The organism is Tenacibaculum sp. UWU-22 (genome assembly GCF_041021355.1).
GTDB lineage: Bacteria > Bacteroidota > Bacteroidia > Flavobacteriales > Flavobacteriaceae > Polaribacter.
Window position 1 is genome coordinate 986,807 of sequence record NZ_JBFNGP010000001.1, and the last position, 26,470, is coordinate 1,013,276.

Consider the following 26,470-nt stretch of genomic DNA (forward strand, 5'->3'; position numbering starts at 1 on the left):
ATAGGTAAAAAATGGTAATAAAATAGGTTTTTTTTAAGGTAAACACATTTAAGAGGTGTAATAATACGAATTTTTTTAATGTAATTTTAATGTAATACGTTCTTTATCGAATTGTTAAGAAAAACACTCTTTTCTTTATTCAAGTAACATTTTAGTAAAACAAACATAATTTAACAGTAACAAAAGGTTTGTAAAATCATTGCAATTTTGCAGTGATTTTTTAAAAGACTTAAATGTAATGATGAAAAAAATAGTATTATTTATTTTACTAAGTGTTTGTGAACTTATGTTTTCACAAGGTAAAGGGATTGTGAGTGGACTGCTTTCTGATAAAGAAATGGATAATGCTCCTTTACCTTTTGCTAATGTATTTATAAAAAACACAACTATTGGTACAACAACCGATATGGATGGGAACTATACTTTATCTGTTACTCCGGGTAACCATATTATAGTATTTAGTTTTGTAGGCTATCAAACTATTGAAAAACCGATAGAAATTAAAACAGGAACAACAACAACACTAAATGTTATTATTAGTGCTAATGAAGGTGTTGCGTTAAAAGAAATTGAAATAAAAGGAAGTGCGAGTAAGGCATCGACAAGCAGTATTATAAGTACGCAAAAAAAATCGGTGCAGGTTGTTGAAAGGGTAGGCTCTGAACAATTAAAAAATCAAGGTATTGGAGATATTGCTACAGCGGTTACTAAAGCAACAGGAACTCAAAAACAAGAAGGTTCTAGCGTAATATTTGTAAGAGGTTTGGGCGATCGGTTTAATACAACAACATTAAATGGGCTCTCTATTCCGTCCGATAATCCAGAAAATAAAAATATTGATTTAGGAATATTTAAAACCTCTATGATTGAATACCTTTCGTTAGACAAAGTGTATTCGCCTTTATATACAGGTGATTTTGGAGGGGCACACATTAACATTGTTTCTAAAGAATATATTGGAAAACCTTATGTAAAGGTTGGTTTAGGAAATAGTGCAAACCTACAAACCATTGCCAAAGATAAATTTAAGCTTCAAGATGGAGCGCCAGGTTTTTTGGGTTTTAAAACCAGTACTTTTAAAAACAAGGTTAACCCCTACCAAACCTATCCTTTTACCACAAGGTGGAATTTTAAAAACGCAGCTAACACATTTAATTTTAACATTAATATAGAAAGTGCTACTAAGTTTACTTTTGAAAAGGATAAAAACCTATATCTATTTGCCTATGTAGGGTTTGATAATGATTATTTATATAGTAATGGTGAAGAAGGGTTTTATGATGCAACTGGAGGGATGATAAAAAATTCGCATGATATTGATCGATACGAGTATAAAACAAATACTACAGGGTTTTTAAATTTAACCTATAAGAAAAATGCCGATAACAAAATAAATTTTACGTCAAATTATATTCATTCTAGTTCGCAAGCTATACGAATGGTGAATGGAAACTATAGAGAAGTAGGTAATTATGATGATGTTGTTGTTAGAAAAACCGATAACAAAATAACTGACACTTGGATAAATCAGTTGTTTGGTAATCACAAATTAGGTTCTGATTGGCAAACCAATTGGGCTGTAGGATATAATTACCTTAATAGTAAAAGACCAGATGTTTTACAAAACACCATTGATAATGCAGACCCCAATCATCGCTATTTTTTAACAGGAAGCTCTATTCTTAACAGCCGCTATTTTGACGACATGAAGGATAATAATTTTGTGGCAAATTTTAAAGTAACTAAAAATTGGAAAGAGTTTAAATTTGATTTTGGATACGATGGTAATTACAAAAAAAGAAATTTTAATTATAACATTATTGGCCTAGAATTTAAACAAAACCCAAGTACCATTAATCCAGATGATATTGATGCAATAATTAATTCGTCAAACAATTCAATGTGGAGTTACAACACATTGCAGGGGTATGGGCATGGTATTTTTGATCCTTTCTATTATAACTTTACACAGCTTATCAACGCTGCATTTTTAAATGTAGATTATAAAATTAGTGAGCAGTTTATAGCACAAATAGGCGCAAGATATGATAACATATCCATTCAAAACAATTGGTATTCTGCTGAATTTGGTATAGATAGAAGTAATAAAAAATACAATAAAATATTACCTGCCCTTAATGTAAAGTACGAAATTAATAGTCAGCAGAACATACGGTTTTCAGCTTCTAAAACATATACTCTGCCACAAGCAAAAGAGCTAGTCCCTGTTTCTTATTACGATTTAACTAATAACACATACGGAAACTCAAATGTTTACCCTTCTGATAATTATAATGGTGATTTAAAATGGGAACTTTTCCCTAAAAGAGGAGAAGTATTTTCAATAACAGGGTTTGCTAAATATATTAAAAACCCTATTGCTAGATCTACTTTTTCTTCGGCTTCTTCTAGCGATATGACCTACTTTAATATTGCCGATTATGGAACTGTTTTTGGTGTTGAGGCAGAAATTAGAAAAGATATTTATAAAGTAGATAATCATAAAATATACACTTTTTTAAACGGAACATATATGAATACCAAGCAAAAGTTAAATCCAGAAAAAGTGTCTAAAGAAAATAATAAATCGATTGAATTTAGTGGGCAAACCTATGAAAAACTACAAGGTGCTGCTGATTTTCTTGCCAATATTAACTTAGGGTACAATGCCAAATGGGGCGATAGCCAAAACAATCAAATCGATTTTGTAGTTTCTTATACATATACAGGAAAAACGCTATTTGCTATTGGAACCAATAATACAGGAAACTTTTATCAGCAACCCATTAACATTTTAGATGCAAACTTAAATTTTAAACTCAACAATATTGGCATTGGTGTTTTTGCTAAGAATCTTCTTAATCCTGCATTTAAAATTAATCAAAAGAACAAAGCAGGTTCTTTTATATACAAAAACTATAAAAAAGGAGAAAAAATTGGCGTTAGCCTTTCTTATAAATTTTAAGATAAATCAACAAGTTTAACAATTAAAATAAAATTAAAAAATGAAAAAAAATGTTTTAAAAATAGCCGCTTGTTTAAGCATTATTATTGCATTAACTACGTCTTGTACTAATGACGACAGCAGTAATGATAGCACAATTTCATCAATTGACCCTGCTAATTTTCAAGGAACTATCGAATCAGGAAGAACCGTTACGCTAGATGCTTCTAAAACCTATCACTTAACAGGTAAGTTGTTAGTTGAAGCAGGAGCAACACTTAATATTCCTGAAGGAACGCATATTGTTGGAGAAAAAGGAGCAACCTATATTATTGTAGACCGAGATGCAAAAATTTATATAAACGGAACCGCTTCTAATCCTGTTATTTTTGATGGCGCTAGTCATACGCAAGGGTACTGGGGGGGCATCGTTATTTTAGGAAATGCGCCGTCTAATCGAAGTGCTAACGGAACGTCTACTTCTGAATTAGGCGACTTAACTTATGGCGGAACAAATAGCGCCGATAGTTCTGGTAGTATTAAATATTGTGTTATAAAAGATACAGGGTTTAAATACAACCCTGAAAAAGAATTTAACGGACTCTCTTTATTTGGTTGTGGTAGTGGAACAACGATATCTTATGTGTATGTAGCTAACGGAGCGGATGACGCAATAGAATCATTTGGCGGTTCACCAAAATACGATCATTTAGTATTAATTGGCAATCAAGATGATTCTTTTGATTGGACAGAAGGCTTTAGTGGAACAGCAAGTTATGTTTATGCCTCTAGAGATAAACAATACCAAGACACTTCTGACCCAGGAAACAGAGGTTTTGAATGTGATACTCAAGATACAGACCCAGAAACAACAAACGGAAATGGAGCTTCTACACCTCATATTTCTAATATAACTGTTATTGGAAATAAGGCAGGGTCTGAGTCGCAAGCCTTAAAACTAAGGGCAGGTACAGAAGGATTTTTTGACAATGTAGTTTTAGCCAATTTCGATGTTGGAATTAATATAGAGACGGCAAGGTCATTCGAGTGGTTTGGCACAGGCGACAAAATTACCAATGTTAATTTTGTAGAGGTTAACACATCTTTAAAGTTAAAGGCTTATAGCGGTTCTTCGGTTACTTGGTACTCTGAAAATTCATCGGCAACAGGGGCTGGAAATGGAACAGCTCTTCCAGATTGGGCAAAAGGATGGACTGGGCTTACCTCTTGGGATATAGTTAATGCGAGTAACTAATTTTAAGGTCAAACAAACTTTTAAAATATAAATTTTATAACAAGGTTTTTAAAGTCAAAAAGCTTACCGAATTGGGTAAGCTTTTTGTTTTTGTAAGAAAATTATTTAAGGGTTATTTTTGAGCCTTCTTTCCAAATTTGCACGCTAGCAATAGTATTGTTTTTATAGTTAATTTCGTTTAACATTTTTCCTTGCCAAAGAAACCATTTTCCTGTTTTTTTGCCATCTTTATAGTGTGCAATAGCGGTTTTATTTCCTTTTTCATCAAAAGATGTCCATGTGCCTGTTAATTTTTTGTTTTTGAAAAAACCTTGCTCTCTTATATTTCTATTAGAATAATAATAAGTTGCTTTTACTAAATCTTGCGATTTCTCGTAAGTAGGTTCAATCTTTTGAGCTTGTACAAACGAAATGGATAAAATACAGATTAAACCGAATAATTTTTTCATAATAAAATGTTTATAGTTACTGCGATATACACAAATATAAGATAAAATTTACAATAAAAAAACAATTACTTAACGTTAAATTAACATTGAAGGATGTTTTTTATCGTGTTTGTGCTTTTTAGTAGACAAAAATTAAGTTGTATATTTACCTGTATATTAATTAAAAAATCTAAAAATAATATGGCAATTTTAAAAGTTATCGAAGTAATGGCAAATTCTGAAAAAAGTTGGGAAGATGCTACTAAAAAAGCAGTTAAACAAGCTTCAAAAACGGTAAAAAATATTCGATCAGTTTTTGTTCAGTCGCAAAGTGCTGTGGTTGATGATAGTGATGTTACCGAATTTAGAGTAAACCTAAAACTAACTTTTGAAGTAGAATAACTTTGTAAAGATTAAGGTATACCTCATAGATTTTTTACTTTTTTAATGTCAAAAAATTTATGAGGTTTTTTAGTTTAAATAATTAAAAAAAAACACTAGGCTTTATAAGCAATTGTATTGAGATTTTATCTGCTTTTCCAATCCTAAAATTTCTTCAAAATTATCAAAAGCAAAAGAAAGTAGTATTATTAAATTTGTTAACGCCAATTTAGACTGTGTTTTATTAAAACACAGCCATATAAAAGGTTTATTGCAAAGAATTTCTTTTTAATCTAAAATCGATAACCAACATTTATACCAACTCGAGGTACAATAGCGGGCGAGTCAGAATTAAACATATTGCGTGCAGCGCCTGCCAAAATATTAGCTGTAAATCCTCCGTTAGAGGTGTATTTAGCTCCAGCAGAAATACCTAACATTCCATCGTTATACTTAATATAATTGGTTACGTTATCTACAGTCTGTTTTTTTTCGCCTGAATTAAATCCTAAAAATAATTCGCCAAAATAATTAAAAGTTTTATCAGAGGTAAAATATTGACGAAAAAATGGGGTAAACATTCTTTTTTCGTTGTACCTAAAATCGGCGGTTGTTTTTTCAAAATTAAAAAGGGCAGAAATTCCTACAGACGATTGACTCTCTATATATCGTTCGTAAGATACTTCTAATGTTTTCATTACTAATGCATCACCTAAATCAAGACTTAATTCATTTTGCGCATATAAAAAAGAGGTAATACATAAGGCAAAAGCTACTAGAATTTTTTTCATAAAAAAATGTTTTTTTTAACGCTACAAACATACTTAAAAAATTGCTTTTATTTGAATGCTACCCGTATGAATTATTTTTGAATTTTCACTTTTTCTACCCATATAGCTAAGGTTTAAATTTAAAAACGAATTTAACTTTTGTGTAAACAATATATCCCAAGTATAATTATTTCCAGCTTGTAACCCTTCTAATAATTGATAACCAATGGGCGAATTAGCATTTCCTGAAAAGTTATTTAAAAACATATTAAAATTGGCATTAATTTGGTTTTGTTTTTTGCTAATAAAAAAGTAGGATAGCCCTACTTTTTGTTGCTGTAAAGACTCGAAATTTTGAAGCTTATTTTTTTTATTTTTAAAATGATAAAAAATAGAAAACCATTGATTTTCATTGTATAGAAAGGTTAATTTAGGATTAATTTCGTTTGAAGTTATTTTATAGTTTCTATTGGTAAAATTTTCAGTATTTAAGTTATTTGTAGAATAGATGGTTTTAAGATCAAAAACCCAAAATTTTGAAAGCTTATGTGTTAATTCTAATTGATGAATAAACGAATTATTTTCTTGACTACCGATACTGTATTGTTGTTTGGCGCGTGTTTTACCGTATGTATATACAAGGCTATAGTTTTTTAAATTTCGATTAAAATAAAGGCTGTTTCTAAAGTTAAAGATTAGTTCTAATGCGTTGTTTTTGTCAAAGTTAAAAGGATTAAAAAGAAACGAGTTTTTTAATCGCTGTTGCACATTTTCTGTTAGTAAATAAGTTTGGTTGTAAAAGTGTGAAATAAATTTTTTAAACCCACTTTTAGTTTGCCATTGCGAAGGGTTTAAAGTTACGGCTTGTTTTAATTTTGCTTCTTGTGTAGGTAAATAATGTAGGTTAGGTAATGCAACACGTAAATAATCAGCTTGATCTTGAAATTGTGCTACTTCAAATTCGTTAAATTGTTTTTCTCCGTCGTTGTTATAATCTATCCAAGTATAATAACCATGCCCTGGTTCAGTTTCTACATAAACATAATCTTGTTGTGCTAGATTACCTGAAGAGGTTTCGTATAATGTGTTTATAATTAAAAAGTTGCTAAAAAATTGTTGGTTGTATAATACCTTTGAGTTAAGCGATTTTTCATTTTCGGTAAAGCTGTTATTTGTTAACCTATAATTTGCAAAAAGCGATAAATTTGTGGTTTTATTTTGAATAAGTTTACTTGAAGCATATATTGTTTTTCTGTTGTTAATTTGGGTAAAAGAGTTGCTTTTTATGCTGTCGTTAATCCTATAGTTTACACCTATTTTTGCAAAAACTTTACTCGAGTCTCCTATACCAAAATAGGTTTTGTAATCTTTAAATTTGTGGCTTGAAATGAGGTATAGGTCGGTAACCTTATCTTTCTTTTTGTTTGTTTCAAAATTTATTAAAGCACCTATCCACGATTTTCCAAAACTATGTTCAGCTTTAGATTGTAGCCTAAAAAAAGCATCTTTTTCTGAATTAGAACTGTTGTTAAGTAAGCTGCTATTTAGCGAAAAATAAGTGTTCTTGAAGTTTAATTTAGATGTTAACTGGTGTTTGTTACCATTATTATCGTTAAAATTTAAATGATTGTAACGATACATAATCCAGTCGTTTTTTTCGTTTTTAAGCGTAAGACCTGTTGCTACTTGATTTTGATTTCCAGTTGGATTTGTTAAGTTCCAATCTCTATTAAATTCAACATTTTGAAAACGCTGTACAGCTGTGAAATTATTTTGAATAAATTTATAATCAACCGTACTTTTTAATTTCCAATGGGCATCTAATAAGGTTTGTTGCCAATTTATTTTTGTAGCAATACGTTTGTTTTTGTTGTTGTCAATAGCAGAAAATAAATTTAAATCATTGTTACTATGGGCTAATTCAGCATTAACAATTGTTTTTTTCGAGGGTTGGTAATGTGTTTTTACATCCATTATTTGTAGACTCGATGGAGCAGCCAACCGAACAATTGGGCTATAATTTCCAGTATGGTTACCAGCGTATTTAAAAATAGTTCCTATAGTTGTTGATTTATCAATTACATAATCACCTTGATTAGTGCCAACATTGGTAAAAGTTACCGAATATAATTCGTCGTTTTCATCAGTAGAATATTCAAAAATGGTTACTCCGTTAACAGTGCTTTTTTTATATTGAATACGATTAGGGTTATAAGTATCTAAATAAGCACTAGGCGAAACCATTTTAGAGGCATCGTTACCAGCATTGGCTAAGATTTGTTTTTGTTGAGTTGTTAAGCTTTGTTGTAAAGGCTGGTTTTTAGCATCGTTTTCGTTATAAAAATAGCCAGATATAGAAAAATTATCAGAGGCATAGTGTGCTTTTTCATAGGTAATAAATCGGGTGTAATTTTGATTGGCATATTGAAATTCTACCCGAATTCGCATGTCATTTGTTATCGGGTAAGTTGTATTAAAGCGAATTTCGCCTAAATTATAATCAATTACATAATCTTTTGTTTCACCACGTTTAAGAAGCATACCATTAACAAAAACCTTATCACTTTCAGCCACAATAACTATAGCAGGTTCATTATTCGGTCCGTGCAATTTATAGGGGCCTTGATTGCCCTCTAGTCCGATAAAATCATTAGCTGTAAAACGCCCTCTAACAATAGCACCACTGGCGGCTACATTGGTTTTTTTATTTATGTTGGCAGAGGCTAATAAACCTGTAATTTGCTTGTCGAATTTTAAAAAATAACTTTCATTATTTGTCAGTGAAATATCTCCAGCCTTTACACGCCAATTTTTAGTATATAATTCTAAAAAAACACGATTAAAATCAGTAATATTTTGAGAATAACCATTTTGTTGTAGCGGAATATTTGTATCAAAAATATTTCCTCGAATACTTACGTTATCTGATAATTTACCAGATATGGTTAAATCTAACGAAGCATTGGTTACAGCATTTTGATTATTACCAGCCGTAACTCTACGTGCAATAAAACCTTGGGTTTTTAACCCTTCGAAAAGCTTTTTTTCGCCACTTTTTTTATTAGAGGTAAAACTATATAACTGTTTCGTGTTATTTGTATTTGGGGCAATTATGTTTTTGTTGTAAGGGGTGTATGTTTTTGTTATAAAATTGGGGTAGCGATAATATTCAACAGTAAGCACATTGTATTTTTTTGAGTTAACAATTAATTGTGCTTTACTAAAGTTTATGTCATAATTTTTTGGCGGAAGTGTTTCGCCATTTGCAATAATTACCTTAAAATTTTTGGGGTTGATACTTACGCTGTCTATTTGTAGGGTATCTTTAGTAACTACTATTTTTTTCGATCTAAAATCACTTGATTTTTTTTGTGCATTACTACATAATACAGCAAATAAACAGAAAAAGAAAAGTGTTTTTTTGATCATACCTTATAAACGTATTGAAAACAAAATTAGTTTAAAATAACGTTTGTTGATTTAAAGCTTTTTCGTGTTCTAACAACCATTTTTTACGCCAAATGCCCCCAGCGTAACCAGTTAATGAGCCATTAGAGCCAATAACTCTATGACAAGGAATAATTATTGCTAAAGGGTTTTTACCATTTGCAGAAGCAATTGCTCTAATAGCTTTAACGTTTTTAAGAGCTTTTGCTTGTTCTAAATATGTTTTTGTTTTTCCGTAGGAGATGTGTAATAATTCGCCCCAAACTTTTTGTTGAAATTCGGTTCCTTGTAAATCAAGTTTTAGATTAAAAGTTGTTCGATGTTTGGTGAAATATTCGTTTAATTGTATGACACAATTTTTTAAACAATCGGGTATGACACTTGATGGTTGAATGGTTTTTTCTAAAAAAGTAACTGACCGAACACCTTTTTCGCTTCCACTAATTTTAACGGTTCCTATAGGGGTGTTATAGTATGTGGTTTGTATACTATACATTAAAAACGGCTAAAGCATTTTGTGTTGTTATTTCTGAAATTTTTTCAAATGAAATACCATAAATATCAACGAGTTTTTCAATAACCTTTACAAGATACGAACTTTCGTTTCGTTTACCTCGATAAGGGGTTGGTGCTAAATAAGGCGAATCGGTTTCTAAAACAAGATGTTTTATATCTATTTGGTTTAAAAATTGATCAATTTTACCATTTTTAAATGTTACTACACCTCCAATACCTAACTTCATATTGTACGAAATAGCACGTTTAGCCTGTTCTAAATTTCCAGTAAAACAATGAAAAATACCATATAAGTCAGCACTTTTTTCAGTTTCTAATATTTCAAAAATTTCATCAAAGGCATCGCGACAATGAATTACAATGGGTAATTTTTTTTCTTTAGCCCATTGTATTTGTGTACGAAAAGCTTCTTGTTGTTGAACTAAAAAAGTTTTGTCCCAATATAAATCAATACCAATTTCTCCAATTGCATAAAACTTTCGGTTGTCTATCCATTTTTTAACATGAGCAAGTTCTTCTTGGTAATTTTCTTTTACTGAGGTAGGGTGTAACCCCATCATTAAAAACATACTGTCAGGATGTTTTTTTTCTAAATCAAACATTTTTTGCGTGTACGAACTATCAATTGCAGGAAGAAAAAAATGAGAAATACCAACGTTTTTCGCTCGTTGTATTACCTCATCTCTATCGTTATTAAATTGACTAGAATATAAATGGGTATGGGTGTCGATAATCATTTAATACAGTATATTTACAGCACAAAAGTACAAGAAATGACTAGTTTGAAAAAAGTATTACAAAAAAAGAAATACGTTAAAATAAAATTAAAGAAAATGGTAACCAACCATTTAGAGCTTAATGCTAAAATAAATGGTATAAAAGGAAAATTTATTTTAGATACAGGAGCCTCTAATTCGTGTGTTGGTATAGATTTGATAGAGCAGTTTAAATTGATTTCTGAAGAAAGCGAAATTAAAGCTGCAGGGGCTGGTGCTATTGATATGGAAACAAAAACATCAAAAAATAATACTCTTGAAATAGGTAAATGGAAAACAACTAAATGTCATTTGGTTTTATTTAATTTAACACACGTAAACACTGCTTTATTACAACATAATGCAAAAGAAGTTCAAGGTATTATAGGTGCCGATATATTACAAAGTGGTAAGGCATTTATTGATTATGATAAAAAATTATTATACCTTAAAAAAGTTAAAAAAAAGAAGTTTAAAAAAATAGTTGTTTAGGGATTGAAAAAGTTTCAATAAACTTAGGGTTAATTGTTTTTTAGATTTACCCGAAAAAGAATTGTTTTACTAAATAAAAAGGGGTTTTGTAATTAATATTACAAAACCCCTTTTAACATATTTTGAGTTTCTTTTTTAAAAACGGCTTATTGCAATGCTTCTTTAATTCTTTTAATTGCCTCACGCAATTGTAATTCAGAAGCAGCATAAGACATTCTGATACAGTCAGGAGCACCAAAAGCTTCACCAGTAACGGTAGCCACATTTGCTTTTTCTAGTAAAAACATAGAAAAGTCGTTAGCATTGTTGATTTTTACTCCTTGAATAGTTTTTCCGAAAAAAGCACTTATATCAGGAAAAACGTAAAAAGCACCTTCAGGAATATTTATTTTAAATCCGTCGATAGTGCTTAATAAATCTAACACAATATCTCTACGAGATTTAAATTCGTCAACCATGTATTGTATTTTTTTAGGAGAAGCCAATACAGCAGTAATAGCAGCTCGTTGTGCAATACAGTTTGTGCCTGAGGTAATTTGTCCTTGCATTTTAGTACAGGCCTTAGCAATCCATTCAGGGGCGCCAATGTAACCAATTCGCCACCCAGTCATTGCAAAAGCTTTTGCAAGTCCGTTTACGGTAATGGTTCTATCATACATGCTTTCTATAGCGGCAAAGCTGAAAGGAGTAACGCCATAATTAATATGTTCATATATCTCGTCAGATAAAATAAATATATTTGGATGTTTTTCTAATACTTTTGCCAATGCTCTATACTCTTCTTCGCTATAAACACTTCCACTAGGGTTATTCGGCGAATTAAAAAAAACCATTTTTGTTTTAGGTGTAATGGCAGCTTCTAATTGATCGGCAGTAATTTTAAAATCGGTATCTATAGACGATGGAATTTCTATAAATTTTGCTTCGCATAATGTAGCTATTGCCGAATAACTAACCCAATACGGTGCAGGTAATATAACTTCGTCACCAGGATTTAAAAGTACTTGAGCTACGTTGGCAATAGATTGTTTTGCTCCTGTAGAAACTACAATTTGGTTTGGGTTATATACTACGTTATTATCGCGCTTAAATTTTGTGCAAATAGCCTCTTTTAATTCTACATAACCATCAACAGGAGTGTATGAATTATAATTTTGATTAATGGCTTCAATTGCTGCATCTTTAATAAAATCAGGGGTATTAAAATCTGGTTCACCTAAACTTAAGCTAATAATATCTTTACCTTGGGTTTTTAACTCACGTGCTTTTGCAGCCATGGCTAATGTTTGTGAGGTAGGTAAACTTTTAATTCTGTTAGATAATGGGTGCGACATTGTTGTGTTTTTAATTTTTATATTCTATGCTAATTGAGGTTGAGGTTTTTCGCCAAGTTTTGCTATTTGTTTAAAATGTTCTTTAATAGCACGTCTCATAGTTTTATATTCGTTATAAGGTAAATTAAACTCGCTTGCGGTTTTTTTAACTATTTGAGCTAATTTATCATAATGAATATGCGAAATATGTGGAAAAATATGATGTTCTACTTGGTAATTTAAACCTCCAGTATAAAATTTTACAAGTTTGTTTTTTGGGGCAAAATTAGCAGTGGTGTGTAATTGATGTATTGCCCAAGTATACTCCATATTTCCGCTTTCATCGGGTTCGGGCATTTCTGTAGACGGCACTACGTGTGCAAGCTGAAAAACAACGCTTAAAATAATTCCAGCAGTATAATGCATAATAAAAAAACCGATTAATATACCCCACCAAGGAATATCTAAAACAGCCATAGGCAATGCAATCCAGATTAAATAATAGATTATTTTCGAAATTACAAGTTTAGTCCACTCAGCAGCAGGGTTTGGAAATTTACCATACGAAAGTTTACGTTTTAAATAACTTCGCATTTGTTTTATATCGGTAGTAATCGCCCAGTTTATGGTAAGCAAACCGTATAAGAAAATAGAATAATATTTTTGAAATTTATGTATTCGTAACCATTTTGTATGTTCTGAAAAACGTATAATTCTACCCGCATCAATATCTTCATCGTAATTTTTTATGTTGGTATAGGTGTGGTGTAACACGTTATGCTGTACTTTCCAATTATAAACGTTTCCAGCAAGAATATACATACTGCCCCCCATTAATTGATTAACCCATTTTCTTTTCGAAAATGATTCGTGGTTTGCATCATGCATTACATTCATTCCTACCCCTGCCATGCCAATACCAATAATAACGGTAAGTATTAATTTCACCCAAATAGAAATGTCAACGGTTAAGATTAATAAAAAAGGCACAATATATAGGGTAAACATTATAATGGCTTTTAAATATAATTTCCAATTTCCAGTACGTTTTATGTTATTTTCTTTAAAATAATCGTTTACTCGTTTGTTTAACGTTTTTAAAAACTTAGTCTTATCAATATTGCGAAAATGTATTGTTTTCATCAGAAGTAACAAATTAAGCCGCAAAAATACGGTTTTTAACTTACATTTGTTTTTGATAATCAAACTTTTTAACAATAATTCTTGAATTGTTTAAGAATATAATTTTTAATGATTTGTTTTTACTTTTGCACTTCTAAAATATAGTTTATGGAAATTGTTTTTAAATATTTTACCAACATATCAGCAAAACAAAAAATGCAGTATGCTAAACTAGCAGAGCTATATAAAGATTGGAATTTAAAAATTAATGTGGTTTCTCGTAAAGATATTGACGAGTTGTATTTACGGCATGTTTTACATTCGTTAGCAATAGCAAAAGTATTATCCTTTAATTCGGGAGCAAAAGTTATGGATGTTGGTACTGGTGGCGGGTTTCCAGGTATTCCGCTCGCAATCTTATTTCCAGAAACGCAATTTCATTTAGTTGATTCTATCGGAAAAAAAATAAAAGTAGTAAATGAAGTAGTGGCAGGTTTGGGTTTAACCAATGTTAAAGCTACACACGGACGAGTAGAAGAAGTAAATGACACATACGACTTTATTGTAAGTAGGGCTGTAGCTCAAATGGAAACGTTTCATCGTTGGGTAAAAAATAAGGTTAGCACAAAGCAAAACCATGAATTAAAAAACGGAATTTTATATTTAAAAGGGGGTGATTTAACCGAAGAACTTGCTGATTTTTCTACAGCAAAACTTTATCCGTTATCTAATTTTTTTACCGAAGATTTTTTTGAAACTAAAAAAGTAGTTCACTTACCTGTAATTAATTAGGTATAATTGTAAAATATTTTTTCTTTAACCAAAAGGCTACTCGAACTAATATTATTAAAGCAGGTACTTCTACTAATGGCCCGATAACTCCTGCAAAAGCTTGTCCAGAATTTAATCCGAAAATAGCAATAGCTACGGCAATTGCCAATTCAAAATTATTACCAGCGGCTGTAAAAGCAACCGAAGTTGTTTTGTCATAAGTTGCCCCTGTGGCTTTGGTTACAAAAAATCCGACAAAAAACATTAAAGCAAAATAAATTAATAGTGGAATAGCAATAATTAGTACATCCATGGGTATTTGAACAATTAATTTTCCTTTTAAAGAAAACATTATTACAATGGTAAATAACAATGCAATTAAGGTTATTGGTGAAATAGCAGGGATAAATGTTTTAGTATACCATTCTTCGCCTTTTAGTTTTACTAAAATAAATCGGCTTAAAATTCCCATTAAAAATGGAATACCAAGATAAATGGCAACACTTTCAGCAATAGTTGTAATTGAAATAGCTACAATGGCACCTTCAAAACCAAAAAGAGGAGGTAATTTTGTAATAAATAGCCAAGCATAAAAGCTATATGCAAATACTTGAAATATACTGTTTAATGCTACTAAACCAGCTCCGTATTCGCTGTTGCCCTCGGCAAGGTCGTTCCAAACCAAAACCATTGCAATGCAGCGAGCCAATCCAATTAAAATGAGCCCAACCATATATTCTGGATAATCGCGTAAAAAAGTAATTGCCAATATAAACATTAAAATAGGGCCAATTATCCAATTTAAAACAAGTGAAATAGAAAGTATTTTGGTGTTTTTAAAAACTTTTGGCAGCAACGAATATTTTACTTTTGCCAAAGGTGGGTACATCATTAAAATAAGCCCTATTGCGATAGGAATATTTGTTGTTCCTTTGTTAAGCGAGTTAATAAAATTAGGAAATTTTGGAAAAAAATAGCCAAGTGCAACACCTAATACCATTGCTATAAAAATCCATAAAGTTAGGTTTTTATCTAAAAAACTTAATTTTTTTGTTGTCATAGTTTACAATTCAATTTTTGAGAATATATAAAACATTTCGGTAGCAATTTGAAAACTTCGCTCTTCGTATTTTTGGGTTTGTTGAGGTGTGTTGTCAAATACTTTTGGGTCTTTAAAAGTAATAGAAACGCGTTTTTTTGTACCTGCAATAAACGGACACCCTTCATCTGCTTGATCACAGGTCATTATTGCACAAAATTCTGATTTTGGATTAAAATCATCGTCTAATTTTTTTGAAAATCCAATAATAGGATATTCGTTTTCTGCGTACTTAATGCTATAAATAGGGTTGTTTTCTTTAGAAAGTGTTTTTACTTTAAAGCCTGTGTTTTTTAAAGTTTCGGCAACCATAAAAAACAAAGCTGTTTCTTGTGTTCCACCCGAATAGCAAAATACGTTTTCAATTTTAAAATAATACGCCATGGTTTGTGCCCAAACTTGTGCTAAATGGCTTCTTCGAGAATTGTGCGTGCAAATAAAATTTAAACGAATTTCTTTTTTCAAATTTACTTTTTCTTGAATATAATCAATTAAAGGTTGAAGTATTTGTTTTCGCTCTTCAGAAATTGAGGTTATATCAATTAAAGAAATAAAGTGTTGGATGTTTGTGTATAGTGGCATTAATTATAATTAAGTTTTAACAACAGTTTTCATTAGGTAAACAGCAAGGTTGCTTTTGTAAATCAGATAGCTTAACCTTTGGTTTTTCTGTTGTAATACCACATTTGTCTTTCGCTAAGCAGTCGGTTTGTTTTGTTGTTAGAATAAACTTTTTTTCGTCAAAATCAATACCGTATTTTTCAATACTTTTACCTTGGTATTCAACTTCAACAATTAAATTATCATTGATGTTTAAGGTTTTTTCAGAAAGCTCAATAATTTTGAGTAATTTTTCAGGATATAGTTTGTGGTTATAGTCGTTGGCATTCCAAAGTTGAAAACTCACAACTTCTTCATTTCTTACGGTTCCGCCACAATCAATAAAATGTTTTGTGATTTTGCCAATTTCTGTTACGTGAAAGTGACTGGGAACTAATTTTCCGTTTGGTAATTCGAAACAAATGGTTTCTAATGTGCTTAATTTATTTTTTATCTCTGAAAGTTTCATATTATTGTAGTTATATGCTGTTATTAAAAGCGTTAACAACAATTAGTTTTGGAAATGTTTTGATTTAAAAATTTACCCATCAAAGTTTTCATTTTTATCCAATTATTTTCATCAATACAGTAGCAAACACTTGTGCCTTCTACGTTTCCTTTAATTAACCCTAAGTTTTTTAATTCTTTTAAATGTTGAGAAATAGTTGGTTGTGCTAGTCCAATTTCGTTTACCAAGTCGCCACAAACACAAGCATTAAGGTTAAATAAATGTTGAATAATAGCAACTCTTGCAGGGTGTGAAAAAACCTTAGCAAAAAGGGCTATTTCATTTTGTAAATCGGTAAATATTTCAGTTTTAGCTAAACCCATCTTTATTGTTTAATTGCAATATTACGATTAATATAGTTGCTAACAAAATTTTAAATTAAAATAAGGGTATATTTTATACTTGTTTTACATCAATAATTTTTACAGGACATGCTTTTTTGGCTTCCAAAGAGTTGTCAAAAATAGTATCGTCGTTAGATTTTAAAGTGTAAAATCCTTTTTTTTCGACGGCATGTAACAAAACAGATTTTCCGTCTTTTTTTGACATTTGAAATTGTGCCGGAGCCAACTCGACACAATAATTACACCCAATACATTTTTTTCTTTGTAAAGTAATTACGACCATCAGTTTTTGGCAAATTCAGTTTTAACAATTTTGTATAATTTGTCTGATGGGCGAATTCTAAAGTCTAATTTTATGGTTACCTCATCACCCTTTGTTGCTGTTTGTGCTACTTTATCGTTTACAAACATGCTTTTTAATTCCATTTGTTGTGCACCTGTTGTTGGACCTGTTATTAAAATGGTGTCTCCAATAGCTAAATCGTAGGCTTCAATTTTAAATTCACCAATTGCTGCTTTCGGAAAGTAATGCACACCTTTGCCCAAGTATATTTTCTTTTGAGTAGCATGCGAGCCAGGATCGTTACTCCATTCACCTAATTTTTGACCTAAATAATAGCCATTCCAAAAACCTCTATTGTATACTTTTTCTAATTCTTGCATCCAAGAAATAACTTTTTCTTTATCATACGTTCCGTTATGCAAGCTATCAATTGCATTACGATAACATTTAATTACCTTGGCAACGTATTCTGGCGCACGTCCTCGACCTTCAATTTTTAATACTTTAATACCTGCATCGGCAACTTGATCTAAAAAATCGATTGTACACAAATCTTTAGGAGACATAATATACTCATTATCGAGTTCCATTTCAAATCCAGATTCTTGATCAATTACGGTATATTTTTTTCTGCAATTTTGTTTACATGCGCCTCGGTTTGCAGAAGAATTATGAGAATGTAAACTCATATAGCATTTGCCAGAAACAGCCATACATAAGGCACCGTGACCAAAAATTTCAATTTCTAATAAACGTCCTGAGGGCCCTTTTATTTCTTCTTTTTCAATTTGTTCAGTAATTTTTTTTACTTGACGCAAACTTAATTCTCTACTTAATACAATAGTATCGGCAAAAAGGGCATAAAATTTCACCGTTTCGATATTGGTTATATTAATTTGAGTAGAAATATGCACTTCCATTCCTTCAGCTCGTGCCATACTAATTACGGCTTGATCCATAGCAATTACGGCACTAATATTAGCTTCTTTAGCTTTTTTAATTAGTGTTTTTACAATAGATAAATCATGATCGTAAATAATTGTATTTAAAGTAAGGTAGGTACGAACATTTTTAGCACTACATCGGCGAGAAATTTCTTTTAAATCATCTAAAGTAAAATTAATAGATGCCCGAGCTCGCATATTTAGTTGTTCTACACCAAAATATACCGAATCACATCCATTATCTAAAGCTGCTTGTAACGACTCGAAGTTACCTGCAGGCGCCATTAACTCTATTTTTTGCATTATTCTTTAAAATTTACCGTCTAAAAAATTTTTGCAAAGGTACTGATTTTTAAATGTTATTGTTTTACAGAATATTTAGTACGGGCTTTTTTTAATAAAATATAAAGATGAAAAATCAACTTTTTTTTAAGTTAGGCTGTTTAAAAATACATCTTTTTTTGTTTTTTTGATATATTTTAAACTTTACACTACTTTTTTGAACGAAAAAGAATAGAGTTTATTTATTTTTTTAAATATTTGCAACGTTTTTAATGCTGATTATTAATAATTTAAAATAGAGATAGAAAAAAATGAGAGTAGCAGTAGTAGGCGCAACTGGAATGGTAGGTAACGTAATGTTACAAGTATTAGCAGAACGTAATTTTCCAGTTACAGAATTAATTCCAGTAGCTTCAGAACGTTCGGTAGGAAACCAAGTTGAATTTAAAGGAACTAACTATTCGGTAGTTGATTTACAAACAGCAGTGTCAATGCATCCTGATATTGCTTTGTTTTCGGCAGGAGGAGATACTTCATTAGAGTGGGCTCCAAAATTTGCAGAAGTAGGTACTACAGTAATTGATAATTCTTCTGCTTGGAGAATGGATTCTACAAAAAAATTGATTGTACCAGAAATTAATGCGTCTGTATTAACAGAAGAAGATAAAATTATTGCAAACCCAAACTGTTCTACTATTCAAATGGTTTTAGCAATAGCACCATTACATAAAAAATATGGTATTAAACGTTTGGTAATTTCAACGTATCAATCAATAACAGGAACAGGAGTAAAAGCGGTTAAGCAATTAGAAAACGAATCGAATGGTGTTGACGGCGAAAAAGCGTATCCGTATCAAATTCATAAAAATGCCTTACCTCATTGCGATGTTTTTGAAGAAGCAGGTTATACAAAAGAAGAGCTTAAATTAGTGCGTGAAACACACAAAATTTTAAATGATCCAGGTATTGGTATTACGGCTACATCGGTTAGAATTCCCGTAGTTGGCGGGCATAGTGAGGCCGTAAATATTGAGCTAGAAAACAACTTTGAATTAGATGATGTTCGTGCTATTTTAGCAGAAACAGACGGTGTTGTTGTTCAAGACGATATTGATAACAATATTTATCCAATGCCTTTTTATGCTGAAGGAAAAGATTCTGTATTTGTTGGTAGAATTCGTAGAGATTTATCACAACCAAATACATTAAATATGTGGATTGTATCAGATAACTTACGTAAAGGAGCTGCTACAAACACCATACAAATTGCAGAGTATTTAGTAGCTAATAATTTAGTAAATACATCAATAGCAATTTAACTTTTTTCATCATATAAAAAGCCCGTAATAAACTTGTGAGAGATTTTATTACGGGCTTTTTTATTTGTAAAACTATCTTTTGAGTAAACTTAATCGTATTTGGTTATGATATAGGGTTTGCTTTGTTTGTTCTAGTAATAGCTTGGTTATTTTTCCAATCTATCCATTTTTGCCCTTTAATGCGCCTCATGGTGTTATCTATGGTACGCATAATAAATACATTGTATATGGCTTTTCCTAAATTTTTAGGGTTACGGGCAACAGCTCTTAAACTCATTGAAAAACCAGGGGTTACGTATCGCATGTAATGCCACCATCCTTCAGGCATATACAATACATTGCCATGTTCTAAATCGGCAACATAACCTTTGGCATTTTTAAGCGCAGGCCATTTTTTAAAATCAGGATTGTTAAAATCAATATCTTCACGAGTAATTAGTGAATGTGGAATTTTATATAGATGTTTATTTTGTTTTTGATCAAATAAAATACACTTCTTTTTTCCTTCAAAATGAAAATGAAAAATATTAGCTAAATCAATATCGTAATGCATAAAGGTGTATGAGTCGCGTCCTCCAAAAAACAGCATAGGTAACCCTTTCATTAATCGTATACCAAAATCAGGAAACGTAAAATCGTTTTGTAATTGCGGAATTTCTTTTAAGATATTCCATAAAAAAATTCGATATTTTGTTGGCTTACTTTTTAATAAATCAACATATTCACTCATTTTCATAGAGGCATGTGGCTCATTAAATCCATCTTTATAGTCTACAGGTCTATCGTCGTATAAAGGTACTGTTTTATCGCCAGCAATTTCTTTCATATAATCTAACGACCATTTAGAATAAGCAGGCCAATCTTCGATAAAACGTTCAATAACCACCGGTTTTTGTGGTTTAAGATAATTTTTTATAAAATCTTTTTTGGTAATTGTTTCAACCCGATCTACTTTGGTTAAATTTAATTCCATATCTATTTTTTTTGGCAAAGTTAAGAATTTGTAAAATAAAATTTATAGGATTTAATACAGAAAAACCTCTTTGTTATACGTATTAGATAAATTGAAATAATCTTTCAAAAATTTTTAATGAATTAAAAATTAACTTAATTTTATTAACACAAAAACACACCATTATGATAGACTTAAACCAAGAGTTTTGGAGCGATAGATATAAAAATAAAAATATAGGTTGGGATTTAGGCAGTGTTTCTACTCCGATTAAAGAATATATAGACCAGCTTACAAATAAAGATTTACGTATTTTAATTCCTGGAGGAGGTAATTCTTACGAGGCAGAATATTTATTCAATAAAGCATTTAAAAATGTTTTTGTCGCAGATATTGCCGAAGAGCCCCTTAAGAATTTAAAAAAAAGGGTTCCTAAATTTCCTTCAAAAAATTTATTACACACTAATTTTTTTGACATAACTAATTCTTTTGATTTAATTATTGAACAAACTTTTTTTTGTGCAATTAATCCAAAACTACGCTTGCAATATGTTAAAAAAGCACATGATTTATTGGCTGAAAAAGGAAAAATAGTGGGGCTTCTTTTTGATTCGAAATTAAATGATGACCACCCACCTTTTGGAGGAAATAGCATGATTTACCGTGAATTGTTTACGCCCTTTTTTACTATTGAAAAAATGGAACGTGCATATAATTCTGAAGAGTCTAGAAAAGAAATAGAATTGTTTATTAAACTCATAAAAAAGGAATTTTAAAAAATTTATATTGTTTTTCTAGCGTGAGTTTTTATAAAATACCACCTATAACTAAACGAGTTAATGCAATATTGTATACTTTTGTATTTTATTTTAAAATAGATCATGGACTCGACAGAATTTTCAAAAAAAGAAATACTTAAAAATGGTTTTTTGGATATAAATGTTCCTGATAACATAGATATACTAGAAAGCATTCAAAAGCTTAGAAAAGAAAAGAATGCAATTATTCTTGCGCATTATTATCAAGAAGATGCTATTCAAGATATAGCAGATTTTGTAGGAGATAGTTTGGCATTAGCTCAGCAAGCAGCAAAAACGGATGCTGATGTTATTGTATTTGCGGGTGTTCATTTTATGGCAGAAACAGCAAAAATATTAAATCCGAATAAAAAAGTATTATTACCTGATTTAAATGCGGGTTGTTCATTGGCAGACTCATGCCCTCCACAAGAGTTTAAAGAGTTTGTTGAGTCGCATCCAGATCATAAGGTGGTAACGTATATCAATTGTTCAGCAGAAATAAAAGCATTGAGTGATGTTGTTTGTACGTCATCAAATGCTTTAAAAATAATTAACTCTTTTCCAAAAGATCAAAAAATAATATTTGCTCCAGATAAAAATTTAGGAGAGTATTTAAATCAACAAACAGGAAGAGATATGTTGCTTTGGGATGGTGCTTGTATGGTACACGAGGCTTTTTCTATTGAAAAATTAATCGATTTATATAAAGAACATCCTGATGCAGAAATTATAGCACATCCTGAATCTCCTCGACATATATTAAAAGCAGCTACATATATCGGCTCTACATCTGGATTGTTAAACTATGTAAAAAATAGTCCTAAAAATAAATTTATCGTAGCAACTGAAGCGGGTATTTTACACAAAATGCAACAACAGGTGCCAAAGAAAGTTTTATTGCCAGCACCTGCAAAAGAAGATAATACTTGTGCGTGTAGTGAATGCCACTATATGAAGTTAAATACTTTAAAAAAACTATATCTGTGTCTTAAACACGAAATACCAAACATAGAAGTTGAAGAAGAATTGAGTAAAAAAGCATTATTGCCTATTGAAAAAATGTTAAACCTATCTTCTTAAATTATGTATGAAACAGATTTTTTGGTAATTGGATCAGGAATAGCAGCCCTCTCTTTTTCTCTTAAAATTGCTGAGCATTTTAAAGATTCAAAAATTACAATAATAACAAAAGAAGATAAATTTGAATCAAACACTAAATATGCTCAAGGCGGTATAGCAATAGTTAATAATTTAGATACAGATTCGTTTGATCAACATATAAAAGATACCCTAATAGCAGGTGATGGACTTTGTGATGAAGCGGTTGTTGAAATGGTTATAAAAGAAGGGCCAGCTTTATTAGATGAATTGATTGATTGGGGCGTTCGTTTTGACGAGTCTGAAAAAGGTAGATTTGATCTTGGAAAAGAAGGAGGGCACAGCCAAAATAGAATTTTACATTATAAAGATATTACAGGCTATGAGATAATTAGAGCGCTATTAAAAAAAGCAAAAGAGTTTTCTAATCTAGAAATATTAGAAAATCATTTTGCGATAGATCTAATTACAGAACATCATAAAGGCGAAAAAGTTGAAAGACAATCTAAAATAAATTGTTTTGGAGTATATGCCATTGATGAAAAAAACAAACAGATTAAAACAATAACCTCAAAAGTAACAATGCTTGCTGCAGGAGGTATTGGTCAAGTATATAGAACAACAACTAACCCTGAGGTTGCTACTGGAGATGGCGTAGCAATGGCTTATAGAGCAAAAGCAGAGTTAGAAAATATGGAGTTTATTCAGTTTCATCCAACAGCGTTGTACGAATTGCCTCCAAAATCTCCCGCCTTTTTAATTTCTGAAGCCGTTAGAGGTTTTGGTGCGTATCTAAAAAATAAAGATGGGGTTCGGTTTATGTCGAAATACGATTCTCGTTTAGAATTAGCCCCAAGAGATATTGTTGCAAGAGCAATAGATGCAGAACTTAAATTAAGTGGAGAATCGTATGTTTTTTTAGATTGTAGACACTTAGAATATAAAAGTTTTCGCGAGCACTTTCCAAATATTTTAGAAAAGTGTTTAAGTGTAGGTATCGATGTTAGGCACGATTTAATTCCTGTTACACCTGCCGCACATTATTTGTGTGGAGGAATTAAGGTAGATAAAAAAGGAAGAACCTCAATAAATAATTTATATGCTTGCGGAGAGTGCTCAAGCACAGGATTACATGGGGCTAATAGATTAGCATCTAATTCGCTACTAGAAGCCATCGTTTACTCGCATAAAAGTTTTTTACACATAAAAAATATATTTAATAATTTGAAACCTGTTACGGGCATACCAGAATGGGATGATTTAAATACATTTAAAAATAAAAGAAATATTTTAATAACTCACGAAATAGTAGATGTTAAAAATATTATGAGTGATTATGTAGGTATTGTTAGATCTGATGATTGCTTAATACGGGCCGAAAAAAAACTTAAAGTGTTGTACGAAGAGTGTATGTCTTTATATAAAAATTATAATATTTCTAAAAACCTGTGTGAGCTTAGAAATTTAATTACAGTGGCATATTTAATAACTCAATTTTCGATAAAAAGAAAAGAGAATGCTGGAGGTTTTTTTAATGTTGATAACCACTAAAAACATACTTGGTTTTTATTTTAATATAAAGATACTACAGGCAAAAGATATATAAAAACAATACCAATAGAGCTTAGTAGTAAGATTAAAATTGAGTATAAACGTACTACTATGCAATTAAAATAAAGTATAACTATTTTAAGATTCTAACTCTTTAGCCTCTTGCTTTTTTTGTTCGTTACGCTCAATTGTATGATCAGGTCGAGTCCATTTTGGTTTTTCGCCTAAAGCTTGGTATTTAGAGTTTTCAGCTTCAACCGACTCTCTTTGCTCGTGTTTAAAAAATGGTTTTTGAGTATTTAACCCTAGGCTTTTAAACAGCGCCATATCTTCATTAATATCAGGATTTGGAGTGGTTAATAACTTATCGCCTGCAAAAATAGAATTTGCACCAGCAAAGAAACACATAGCTTGCCCTTCTTTACTCATTTGGGTTCTACCAGCCGATAAACGCACTTGCGAATCAGGAAGTACAATACGTGCTGTGGCAACCATACGTACCATTTCAAAAATGTTTACGGGCGGTTGGTCTTCTAAAGGCGTACCTTCTACAGCTACTAATGCATTAATAGGTACTGACTCTGGATGTGGAGAAAAACGCGTTAAGGTTTCTAGCATTCCAGCTCTGTCTTCTAATGTTTCTCCCATACCAATAATTCCGCCAGAACAAACTGTTACATTGGTTTTTCGCACATTTTCAATAGTGTCAATTCTATCTTTAAAGGCACGTGTTGAAATAACATCGTCGTAATAATCTTCTGATGTGTCAATATTATGATTATAAGCATACAAACCAGCTTCAGCTAAGCGTTTTGCTTGATTTTCGGTAACCATTCCTAAAGTACAGCAAACCTCCATGTCTAGCTTATTAATGGTACGTACCATTTCTAATACTTGGTCAAAATCAGCGCCATCTTTTACATTTCTCCAAGCAGCACCCATGCAAATTCTCGACGAACCACCTTCTTTAGCTCGTAAGGCATGCGCTTTTACTTGATTTACAGTCATTAAATCATTTCCTTCAATTTTGGTGTGGTAACGTGCTGCCTGCGGGCAATAACCGCAATCTTCTGAACACCCACCTGTTTTTATAGAAATAAGGGTGCTTACTTGCACTGTATTAGGGTCGTGGTATTTTCTATGCATTGTAGCAGCCTCATATAGAAGCTCCATAAAAGGTTTATTATGTATTGCTAGAATTTCTTCTTTCGTCCAATCGTGTCTAATGGCATCCATAATTTTGTGTTTGTTTGCGGGTGTAAAAATAAAATAATCAATTGTAATTTGCGAATTATTTTGTTATTAAAACAGAAACGGCATTTCCGCCAAATCCAACGGCATTTACTAAGATTTTTTTTAATTGTTTAGGATGAGGTTGTTTGTTAGCAAAAGGCACTTCAATTACTTGTTGATGTTGTAACATATAGATTGCTAACTCTAGGCTTAATAAGCCAGAGGTGGCAAATGTATGCCCCAGTTTCCATTTATTAGTTGTTAAAAATGGAGGGTTGTTATTAAAAACTTTGTTAATTGCATTTATTTCTGACTCATCACCTTTAATCGTGCCCGGAGCATGCATTACAACAGCATCAATTTCATCAGGATTAATAGAGCCTAACGCCATTTTCATTGATTTTTGAAAACATTCTGCATCTGTAGTTACAGAGGTGTTGTGTTTTAATACTTCGGTAGCATATCCTATTCCTTTTATCAGAGCTAAAGCATTTTTTTGATTTCCAAGCTCTAAGCAAAAAACGGCAGCACCTTCACCTAAAACCATCGTATTTTTGGTTTTATTCAAATCAAATGCTTTACAGGGATAGGTATCCGTTTCATTCGAATACACTTTCAAAGCTTGCATTTGAGCTATAGTAAAATCGGTTAATGGGGCTTCACTAGCACCAACCATAAATTTTTTTGCCATTCCTGATTGTAACCAAGCAACACCGTTTAATAATGAATGTAAGCCTGTTGAACAGGTAATAGAATGCGAAATTTCAGGCCCGTTAGTTTGCAAGTCATGTGCTATCCAAGATGAAATATTACCTAACGTAGTTGTTGGAGAGCTTAAAGTAGACGATTTACCTGTTTTTAAAAATTCTTTGTAAAATTTTTCGAATAACGTGGTTGCTCCACGAGAAGAACCAATATTAATTCCAAAATTATCGGTTGGTTGCCATTGGGTGTGTTTAATGGCTTTTCTGGCAACATAAAGAGCATATAAAACAGTGGGGTCTAAATTTTTGTATTTAGTATCTGAATTTTTAATTTTTTCAATGGCTTGTTTATCATATTCTGTTAATTCGCCAACCCACACTTTATTGCTGTTAACCTGTTTTAAGGTTAAAAAATGAGAATTGTTTAGGTAGTTTTTCCAACTATTTTCTGAATTGTTTCCTAAGGCAGAAACAGAAGCAAAAGCGGTTATAGAAACAGGTTGTTGCATTTTTTGATCGCGTTATATAGAGATGCCTTTTTTAGCTAGTTGAACAGCTT

General features: G+C 31.2%; 25 protein-coding genes. 9 read left to right on the forward strand and 16 right to left on the reverse strand.

Features of this window, described 5'->3' with window-relative positions; genetic code table 11:
* The first annotated feature begins 238 nt into the window (after positions 1-238).
* The gene (locus tag AB2B44_RS04400; protein ID WP_369048330.1) at positions 239-2,965 is read left to right on the forward strand and encodes a TonB-dependent receptor; all 2,727 of its coding nucleotides are present in this window, start codon (positions 239-241) and stop codon (positions 2,963-2,965) included.
* Positions 2,966-3,005: 40 nt separating this feature from the next.
* Complete coding sequence (locus AB2B44_RS04405) at positions 3,006-4,199, forward strand: hypothetical protein (RefSeq protein ID WP_369048331.1); 1,194 nt, start codon at positions 3,006-3,008, stop codon at positions 4,197-4,199.
* A 101-nt stretch (positions 4,200-4,300) separates the two neighbouring features.
* Here AB2B44_RS04405 and AB2B44_RS04410 read toward each other — a convergent pair whose 3' ends face one another.
* Positions 4,301-4,648 carry a toxin-antitoxin system YwqK family antitoxin gene (locus AB2B44_RS04410; protein ID WP_369048332.1) on the reverse strand — a complete coding sequence of 116 codons (348 nt, stop codon included), beginning with the start codon at positions 4,646-4,648 and terminating at the stop codon, positions 4,301-4,303.
* Between the two features lie 180 nt (positions 4,649-4,828).
* Between AB2B44_RS04410 and AB2B44_RS04415 the strand changes: the two genes are divergently transcribed.
* A complete protein-coding gene (locus AB2B44_RS04415) occupies positions 4,829-5,029 on the forward strand; it encodes a dodecin family protein (protein WP_369048333.1) in 201 nt (66 codons plus the stop codon).
* Positions 5,030-5,301: 272 nt separating this feature from the next.
* On the opposite strand, the gene AB2B44_RS04420 is transcribed toward AB2B44_RS04415, so the two are convergent.
* The 4 genes from AB2B44_RS04420 to AB2B44_RS04435 are packed head-to-tail and all read right to left on the reverse strand — an operon-like array spanning position 5,302 to position 10,478.
* Positions 5,302-5,799, reverse strand: coding sequence for a hypothetical protein (locus tag AB2B44_RS04420; RefSeq protein WP_369048334.1), 498 nt, complete (start codon positions 5,797-5,799; stop codon positions 5,302-5,304).
* A 33-nt stretch (positions 5,800-5,832) separates the two neighbouring features.
* A complete protein-coding gene (locus AB2B44_RS04425; protein ID WP_369048335.1) occupies positions 5,833-9,207 on the reverse strand; it encodes a hypothetical protein in 3,375 nt (1,124 codons plus the stop codon).
* Positions 9,208-9,238: 31 nt separating this feature from the next.
* Entirely contained in the window at positions 9,239-9,712 is a 474-nt protein-coding gene (locus AB2B44_RS04430; protein ID WP_369048529.1) for a methylated-DNA--[protein]-cysteine S-methyltransferase, read from the reverse strand.
* 1 nt (position 9,713) lies between these two features.
* Complete coding sequence (locus AB2B44_RS04435) at positions 9,714-10,478, reverse strand: TatD family hydrolase (protein WP_369048336.1); 765 nt, start codon at positions 10,476-10,478, stop codon at positions 9,714-9,716.
* A 36-nt stretch (positions 10,479-10,514) separates the two neighbouring features.
* On the opposite strand from AB2B44_RS04435, the gene AB2B44_RS04440 reads away from it, so the two are divergent.
* Positions 10,515-10,988: a retropepsin-like aspartic protease gene (locus tag AB2B44_RS04440; RefSeq protein WP_369048337.1), complete on the forward strand. Its 474-nt coding sequence runs from the start codon at positions 10,515-10,517 to the stop codon at positions 10,986-10,988.
* Positions 10,989-11,134: 146 nt separating this feature from the next.
* Here the strand turns inward: AB2B44_RS04440 and AB2B44_RS04445 are convergent, their stop codons facing one another.
* The gene (locus AB2B44_RS04445) at positions 11,135-12,322 is read right to left on the reverse strand and encodes a pyridoxal phosphate-dependent aminotransferase (RefSeq protein WP_369048338.1); all 1,188 of its coding nucleotides are present in this window, start codon (positions 12,320-12,322) and stop codon (positions 11,135-11,137) included.
* A gap of 24 nt (positions 12,323-12,346) precedes the next feature.
* Positions 12,347-13,444: a fatty acid desaturase gene (locus tag AB2B44_RS04450; RefSeq protein ID WP_369048339.1), complete on the reverse strand. Its 1,098-nt coding sequence runs from the start codon at positions 13,442-13,444 to the stop codon at positions 12,347-12,349.
* A gap of 147 nt (positions 13,445-13,591) precedes the next feature.
* On the opposite strand from AB2B44_RS04450, the gene rsmG reads away from it, so the two are divergent.
* Positions 13,592-14,215, forward strand: coding sequence for a 16S rRNA (guanine(527)-N(7))-methyltransferase RsmG (gene rsmG, locus AB2B44_RS04455; protein WP_369048340.1), 624 nt, complete (start codon positions 13,592-13,594; stop codon positions 14,213-14,215).
* Here rsmG and arsB read toward each other — a convergent pair.
* The 6 genes from arsB to AB2B44_RS04485 form a co-directional block, all read right to left on the reverse strand.
* Entirely contained in the window at positions 14,208-15,254 is a 1,047-nt protein-coding gene (gene arsB, locus AB2B44_RS04460; protein ID WP_369048341.1) for an ACR3 family arsenite efflux transporter, read from the reverse strand. The genes rsmG and arsB overlap by 8 nt on opposite strands.
* Positions 15,255-15,257: 3 nt before the next feature.
* Positions 15,258-15,875 (reverse strand): protein-tyrosine-phosphatase, encoded by a 618-nt coding sequence (locus AB2B44_RS04465; protein WP_369048342.1) that lies wholly within the window; start codon positions 15,873-15,875, stop codon positions 15,258-15,260.
* A gap of 16 nt (positions 15,876-15,891) precedes the next feature.
* Positions 15,892-16,362 (reverse strand): DUF6428 family protein, encoded by a 471-nt coding sequence (locus AB2B44_RS04470; protein ID WP_369048343.1) that lies wholly within the window; start codon positions 16,360-16,362, stop codon positions 15,892-15,894.
* 32 nt (positions 16,363-16,394) lie between these two features.
* Positions 16,395-16,724, reverse strand: coding sequence for an ArsR/SmtB family transcription factor (locus AB2B44_RS04475; RefSeq protein WP_369048344.1), 330 nt, complete (start codon positions 16,722-16,724; stop codon positions 16,395-16,397).
* A gap of 73 nt (positions 16,725-16,797) precedes the next feature.
* Entirely contained in the window at positions 16,798-17,028 is a 231-nt protein-coding gene (locus AB2B44_RS04480; RefSeq protein ID WP_369048345.1) for a ferredoxin, read from the reverse strand.
* Positions 17,028-18,275 (reverse strand): peptidase U32 family protein, encoded by a 1,248-nt coding sequence (locus AB2B44_RS04485; RefSeq protein WP_369048346.1) that lies wholly within the window; start codon positions 18,273-18,275, stop codon positions 17,028-17,030. The genes AB2B44_RS04480 and AB2B44_RS04485 overlap by 1 nt, the downstream gene beginning before the upstream one ends.
* Before the next feature lie 290 nt (positions 18,276-18,565).
* On the opposite strand from AB2B44_RS04485, the gene AB2B44_RS04490 reads away from it, so the two are divergent.
* The gene (locus tag AB2B44_RS04490) at positions 18,566-19,573 is read left to right on the forward strand and encodes an aspartate-semialdehyde dehydrogenase (protein WP_369048347.1); all 1,008 of its coding nucleotides are present in this window, start codon (positions 18,566-18,568) and stop codon (positions 19,571-19,573) included.
* A 103-nt stretch (positions 19,574-19,676) separates the two neighbouring features.
* On the opposite strand, the gene AB2B44_RS04495 is transcribed toward AB2B44_RS04490, so the two are convergent.
* Positions 19,677-20,546, reverse strand: coding sequence for a cupin-like domain-containing protein (locus tag AB2B44_RS04495; protein ID WP_369048348.1), 870 nt, complete (start codon positions 20,544-20,546; stop codon positions 19,677-19,679).
* A gap of 164 nt (positions 20,547-20,710) precedes the next feature.
* Here AB2B44_RS04495 and AB2B44_RS04500 point away from each other — a divergent pair, with 164 nt between their 5' ends.
* The 3 genes from AB2B44_RS04500 to nadB all read left to right on the forward strand — a co-directional run bounded on the left by AB2B44_RS04500 (position 20,711) and on the right by nadB (position 23,974).
* The gene (locus AB2B44_RS04500) at positions 20,711-21,301 is read left to right on the forward strand and encodes a methyltransferase domain-containing protein (RefSeq protein ID WP_369048349.1); all 591 of its coding nucleotides are present in this window, start codon (positions 20,711-20,713) and stop codon (positions 21,299-21,301) included.
* A 105-nt stretch (positions 21,302-21,406) separates the two neighbouring features.
* Entirely contained in the window at positions 21,407-22,405 is a 999-nt protein-coding gene (nadA, locus tag AB2B44_RS04505; protein WP_369048350.1) for a quinolinate synthase NadA, read from the forward strand.
* 3 nt (positions 22,406-22,408) lie between these two features.
* Positions 22,409-23,974, forward strand: a complete 1,566-nt coding sequence (gene nadB, locus AB2B44_RS04510) for an L-aspartate oxidase (protein ID WP_369048351.1) — start codon at positions 22,409-22,411, stop codon at positions 23,972-23,974.
* 138 nt (positions 23,975-24,112) lie between these two features.
* Here the strand turns inward: nadB and bioB are convergent, their stop codons facing one another.
* Both bioB and AB2B44_RS04520 read right to left on the reverse strand, forming a co-directional pair.
* Complete coding sequence (gene bioB, locus AB2B44_RS04515) at positions 24,113-25,210, reverse strand: biotin synthase BioB (protein WP_369048352.1); 1,098 nt, start codon at positions 25,208-25,210, stop codon at positions 24,113-24,115.
* A gap of 55 nt (positions 25,211-25,265) precedes the next feature.
* On the reverse strand, positions 25,266-26,420 hold the full coding sequence (locus AB2B44_RS04520; protein WP_369048353.1) for a beta-ketoacyl synthase N-terminal-like domain-containing protein: 1,155 nt from the start codon (positions 26,418-26,420) through the stop codon (positions 25,266-25,268).
* Positions 26,421-26,470 lie beyond the last annotated feature (50 nt).

Bases quoted from the DNA above. Each gene is read 5' to 3' on its own strand.
- AB2B44_RS04400 (WP_369048330.1), top strand. From the start codon at position 239: ATGATGAAAAAAATAGTATTATTTATTTTACTAAGTGTTTGTGAACTT.
- AB2B44_RS04405 (WP_369048331.1), top strand. From the start codon at position 3,006: ATGAAAAAAAATGTTTTAAAAATAGCCGCTTGTTTAAGCATTATTATT.
- AB2B44_RS04410 (WP_369048332.1), bottom strand. From the start codon at position 4,648: ATGAAAAAATTATTCGGTTTAATCTGTATTTTATCCATTTCGTTTGTA.
- AB2B44_RS04415 (WP_369048333.1), top strand. From the start codon at position 4,829: ATGGCAATTTTAAAAGTTATCGAAGTAATGGCAAATTCTGAAAAAAGT.
- AB2B44_RS04420 (WP_369048334.1), bottom strand. From the start codon at position 5,799: ATGAAAAAAATTCTAGTAGCTTTTGCCTTATGTATTACCTCTTTTTTA.
- AB2B44_RS04425 (WP_369048335.1), bottom strand. From the start codon at position 9,207: ATGATCAAAAAAACACTTTTCTTTTTCTGTTTATTTGCTGTATTATGT.
- AB2B44_RS04435 (WP_369048336.1), bottom strand. From the start codon at position 10,478: ATGATTATCGACACCCATACCCATTTATATTCTAGTCAATTTAATAAC.
- AB2B44_RS04440 (WP_369048337.1), top strand. From the start codon at position 10,515: ATGACTAGTTTGAAAAAAGTATTACAAAAAAAGAAATACGTTAAAATA.
- AB2B44_RS04445 (WP_369048338.1), bottom strand. From the start codon at position 12,322: ATGTCGCACCCATTATCTAACAGAATTAAAAGTTTACCTACCTCACAA.
- AB2B44_RS04450 (WP_369048339.1), bottom strand. From the start codon at position 13,444: ATGAAAACAATACATTTTCGCAATATTGATAAGACTAAGTTTTTAAAA.
- rsmG (WP_369048340.1), top strand. From the start codon at position 13,592: ATGGAAATTGTTTTTAAATATTTTACCAACATATCAGCAAAACAAAAA.
- arsB (WP_369048341.1), bottom strand. From the start codon at position 15,254: ATGACAACAAAAAAATTAAGTTTTTTAGATAAAAACCTAACTTTATGG.
- AB2B44_RS04465 (WP_369048342.1), bottom strand. From the start codon at position 15,875: ATGCCACTATACACAAACATCCAACACTTTATTTCTTTAATTGATATA.
- AB2B44_RS04470 (WP_369048343.1), bottom strand. From the start codon at position 16,362: ATGAAACTTTCAGAGATAAAAAATAAATTAAGCACATTAGAAACCATT.
- AB2B44_RS04475 (WP_369048344.1), bottom strand. From the start codon at position 16,724: ATGGGTTTAGCTAAAACTGAAATATTTACCGATTTACAAAATGAAATA.
- AB2B44_RS04480 (WP_369048345.1), bottom strand. From the start codon at position 17,028: ATGGTCGTAATTACTTTACAAAGAAAAAAATGTATTGGGTGTAATTAT.
- AB2B44_RS04485 (WP_369048346.1), bottom strand. From the start codon at position 18,275: ATGCAAAAAATAGAGTTAATGGCGCCTGCAGGTAACTTCGAGTCGTTA.
- AB2B44_RS04490 (WP_369048347.1), top strand. From the start codon at position 18,566: ATGAGAGTAGCAGTAGTAGGCGCAACTGGAATGGTAGGTAACGTAATG.
- AB2B44_RS04495 (WP_369048348.1), bottom strand. From the start codon at position 20,546: ATGGAATTAAATTTAACCAAAGTAGATCGGGTTGAAACAATTACCAAA.
- AB2B44_RS04500 (WP_369048349.1), top strand. From the start codon at position 20,711: ATGATAGACTTAAACCAAGAGTTTTGGAGCGATAGATATAAAAATAAA.
- nadA (WP_369048350.1), top strand. From the start codon at position 21,407: ATGGACTCGACAGAATTTTCAAAAAAAGAAATACTTAAAAATGGTTTT.
- nadB (WP_369048351.1), top strand. From the start codon at position 22,409: ATGTATGAAACAGATTTTTTGGTAATTGGATCAGGAATAGCAGCCCTC.
- bioB (WP_369048352.1), bottom strand. From the start codon at position 25,210: ATGGATGCCATTAGACACGATTGGACGAAAGAAGAAATTCTAGCAATA.
- AB2B44_RS04520 (WP_369048353.1), bottom strand. From the start codon at position 26,420: ATGCAACAACCTGTTTCTATAACCGCTTTTGCTTCTGTTTCTGCCTTA.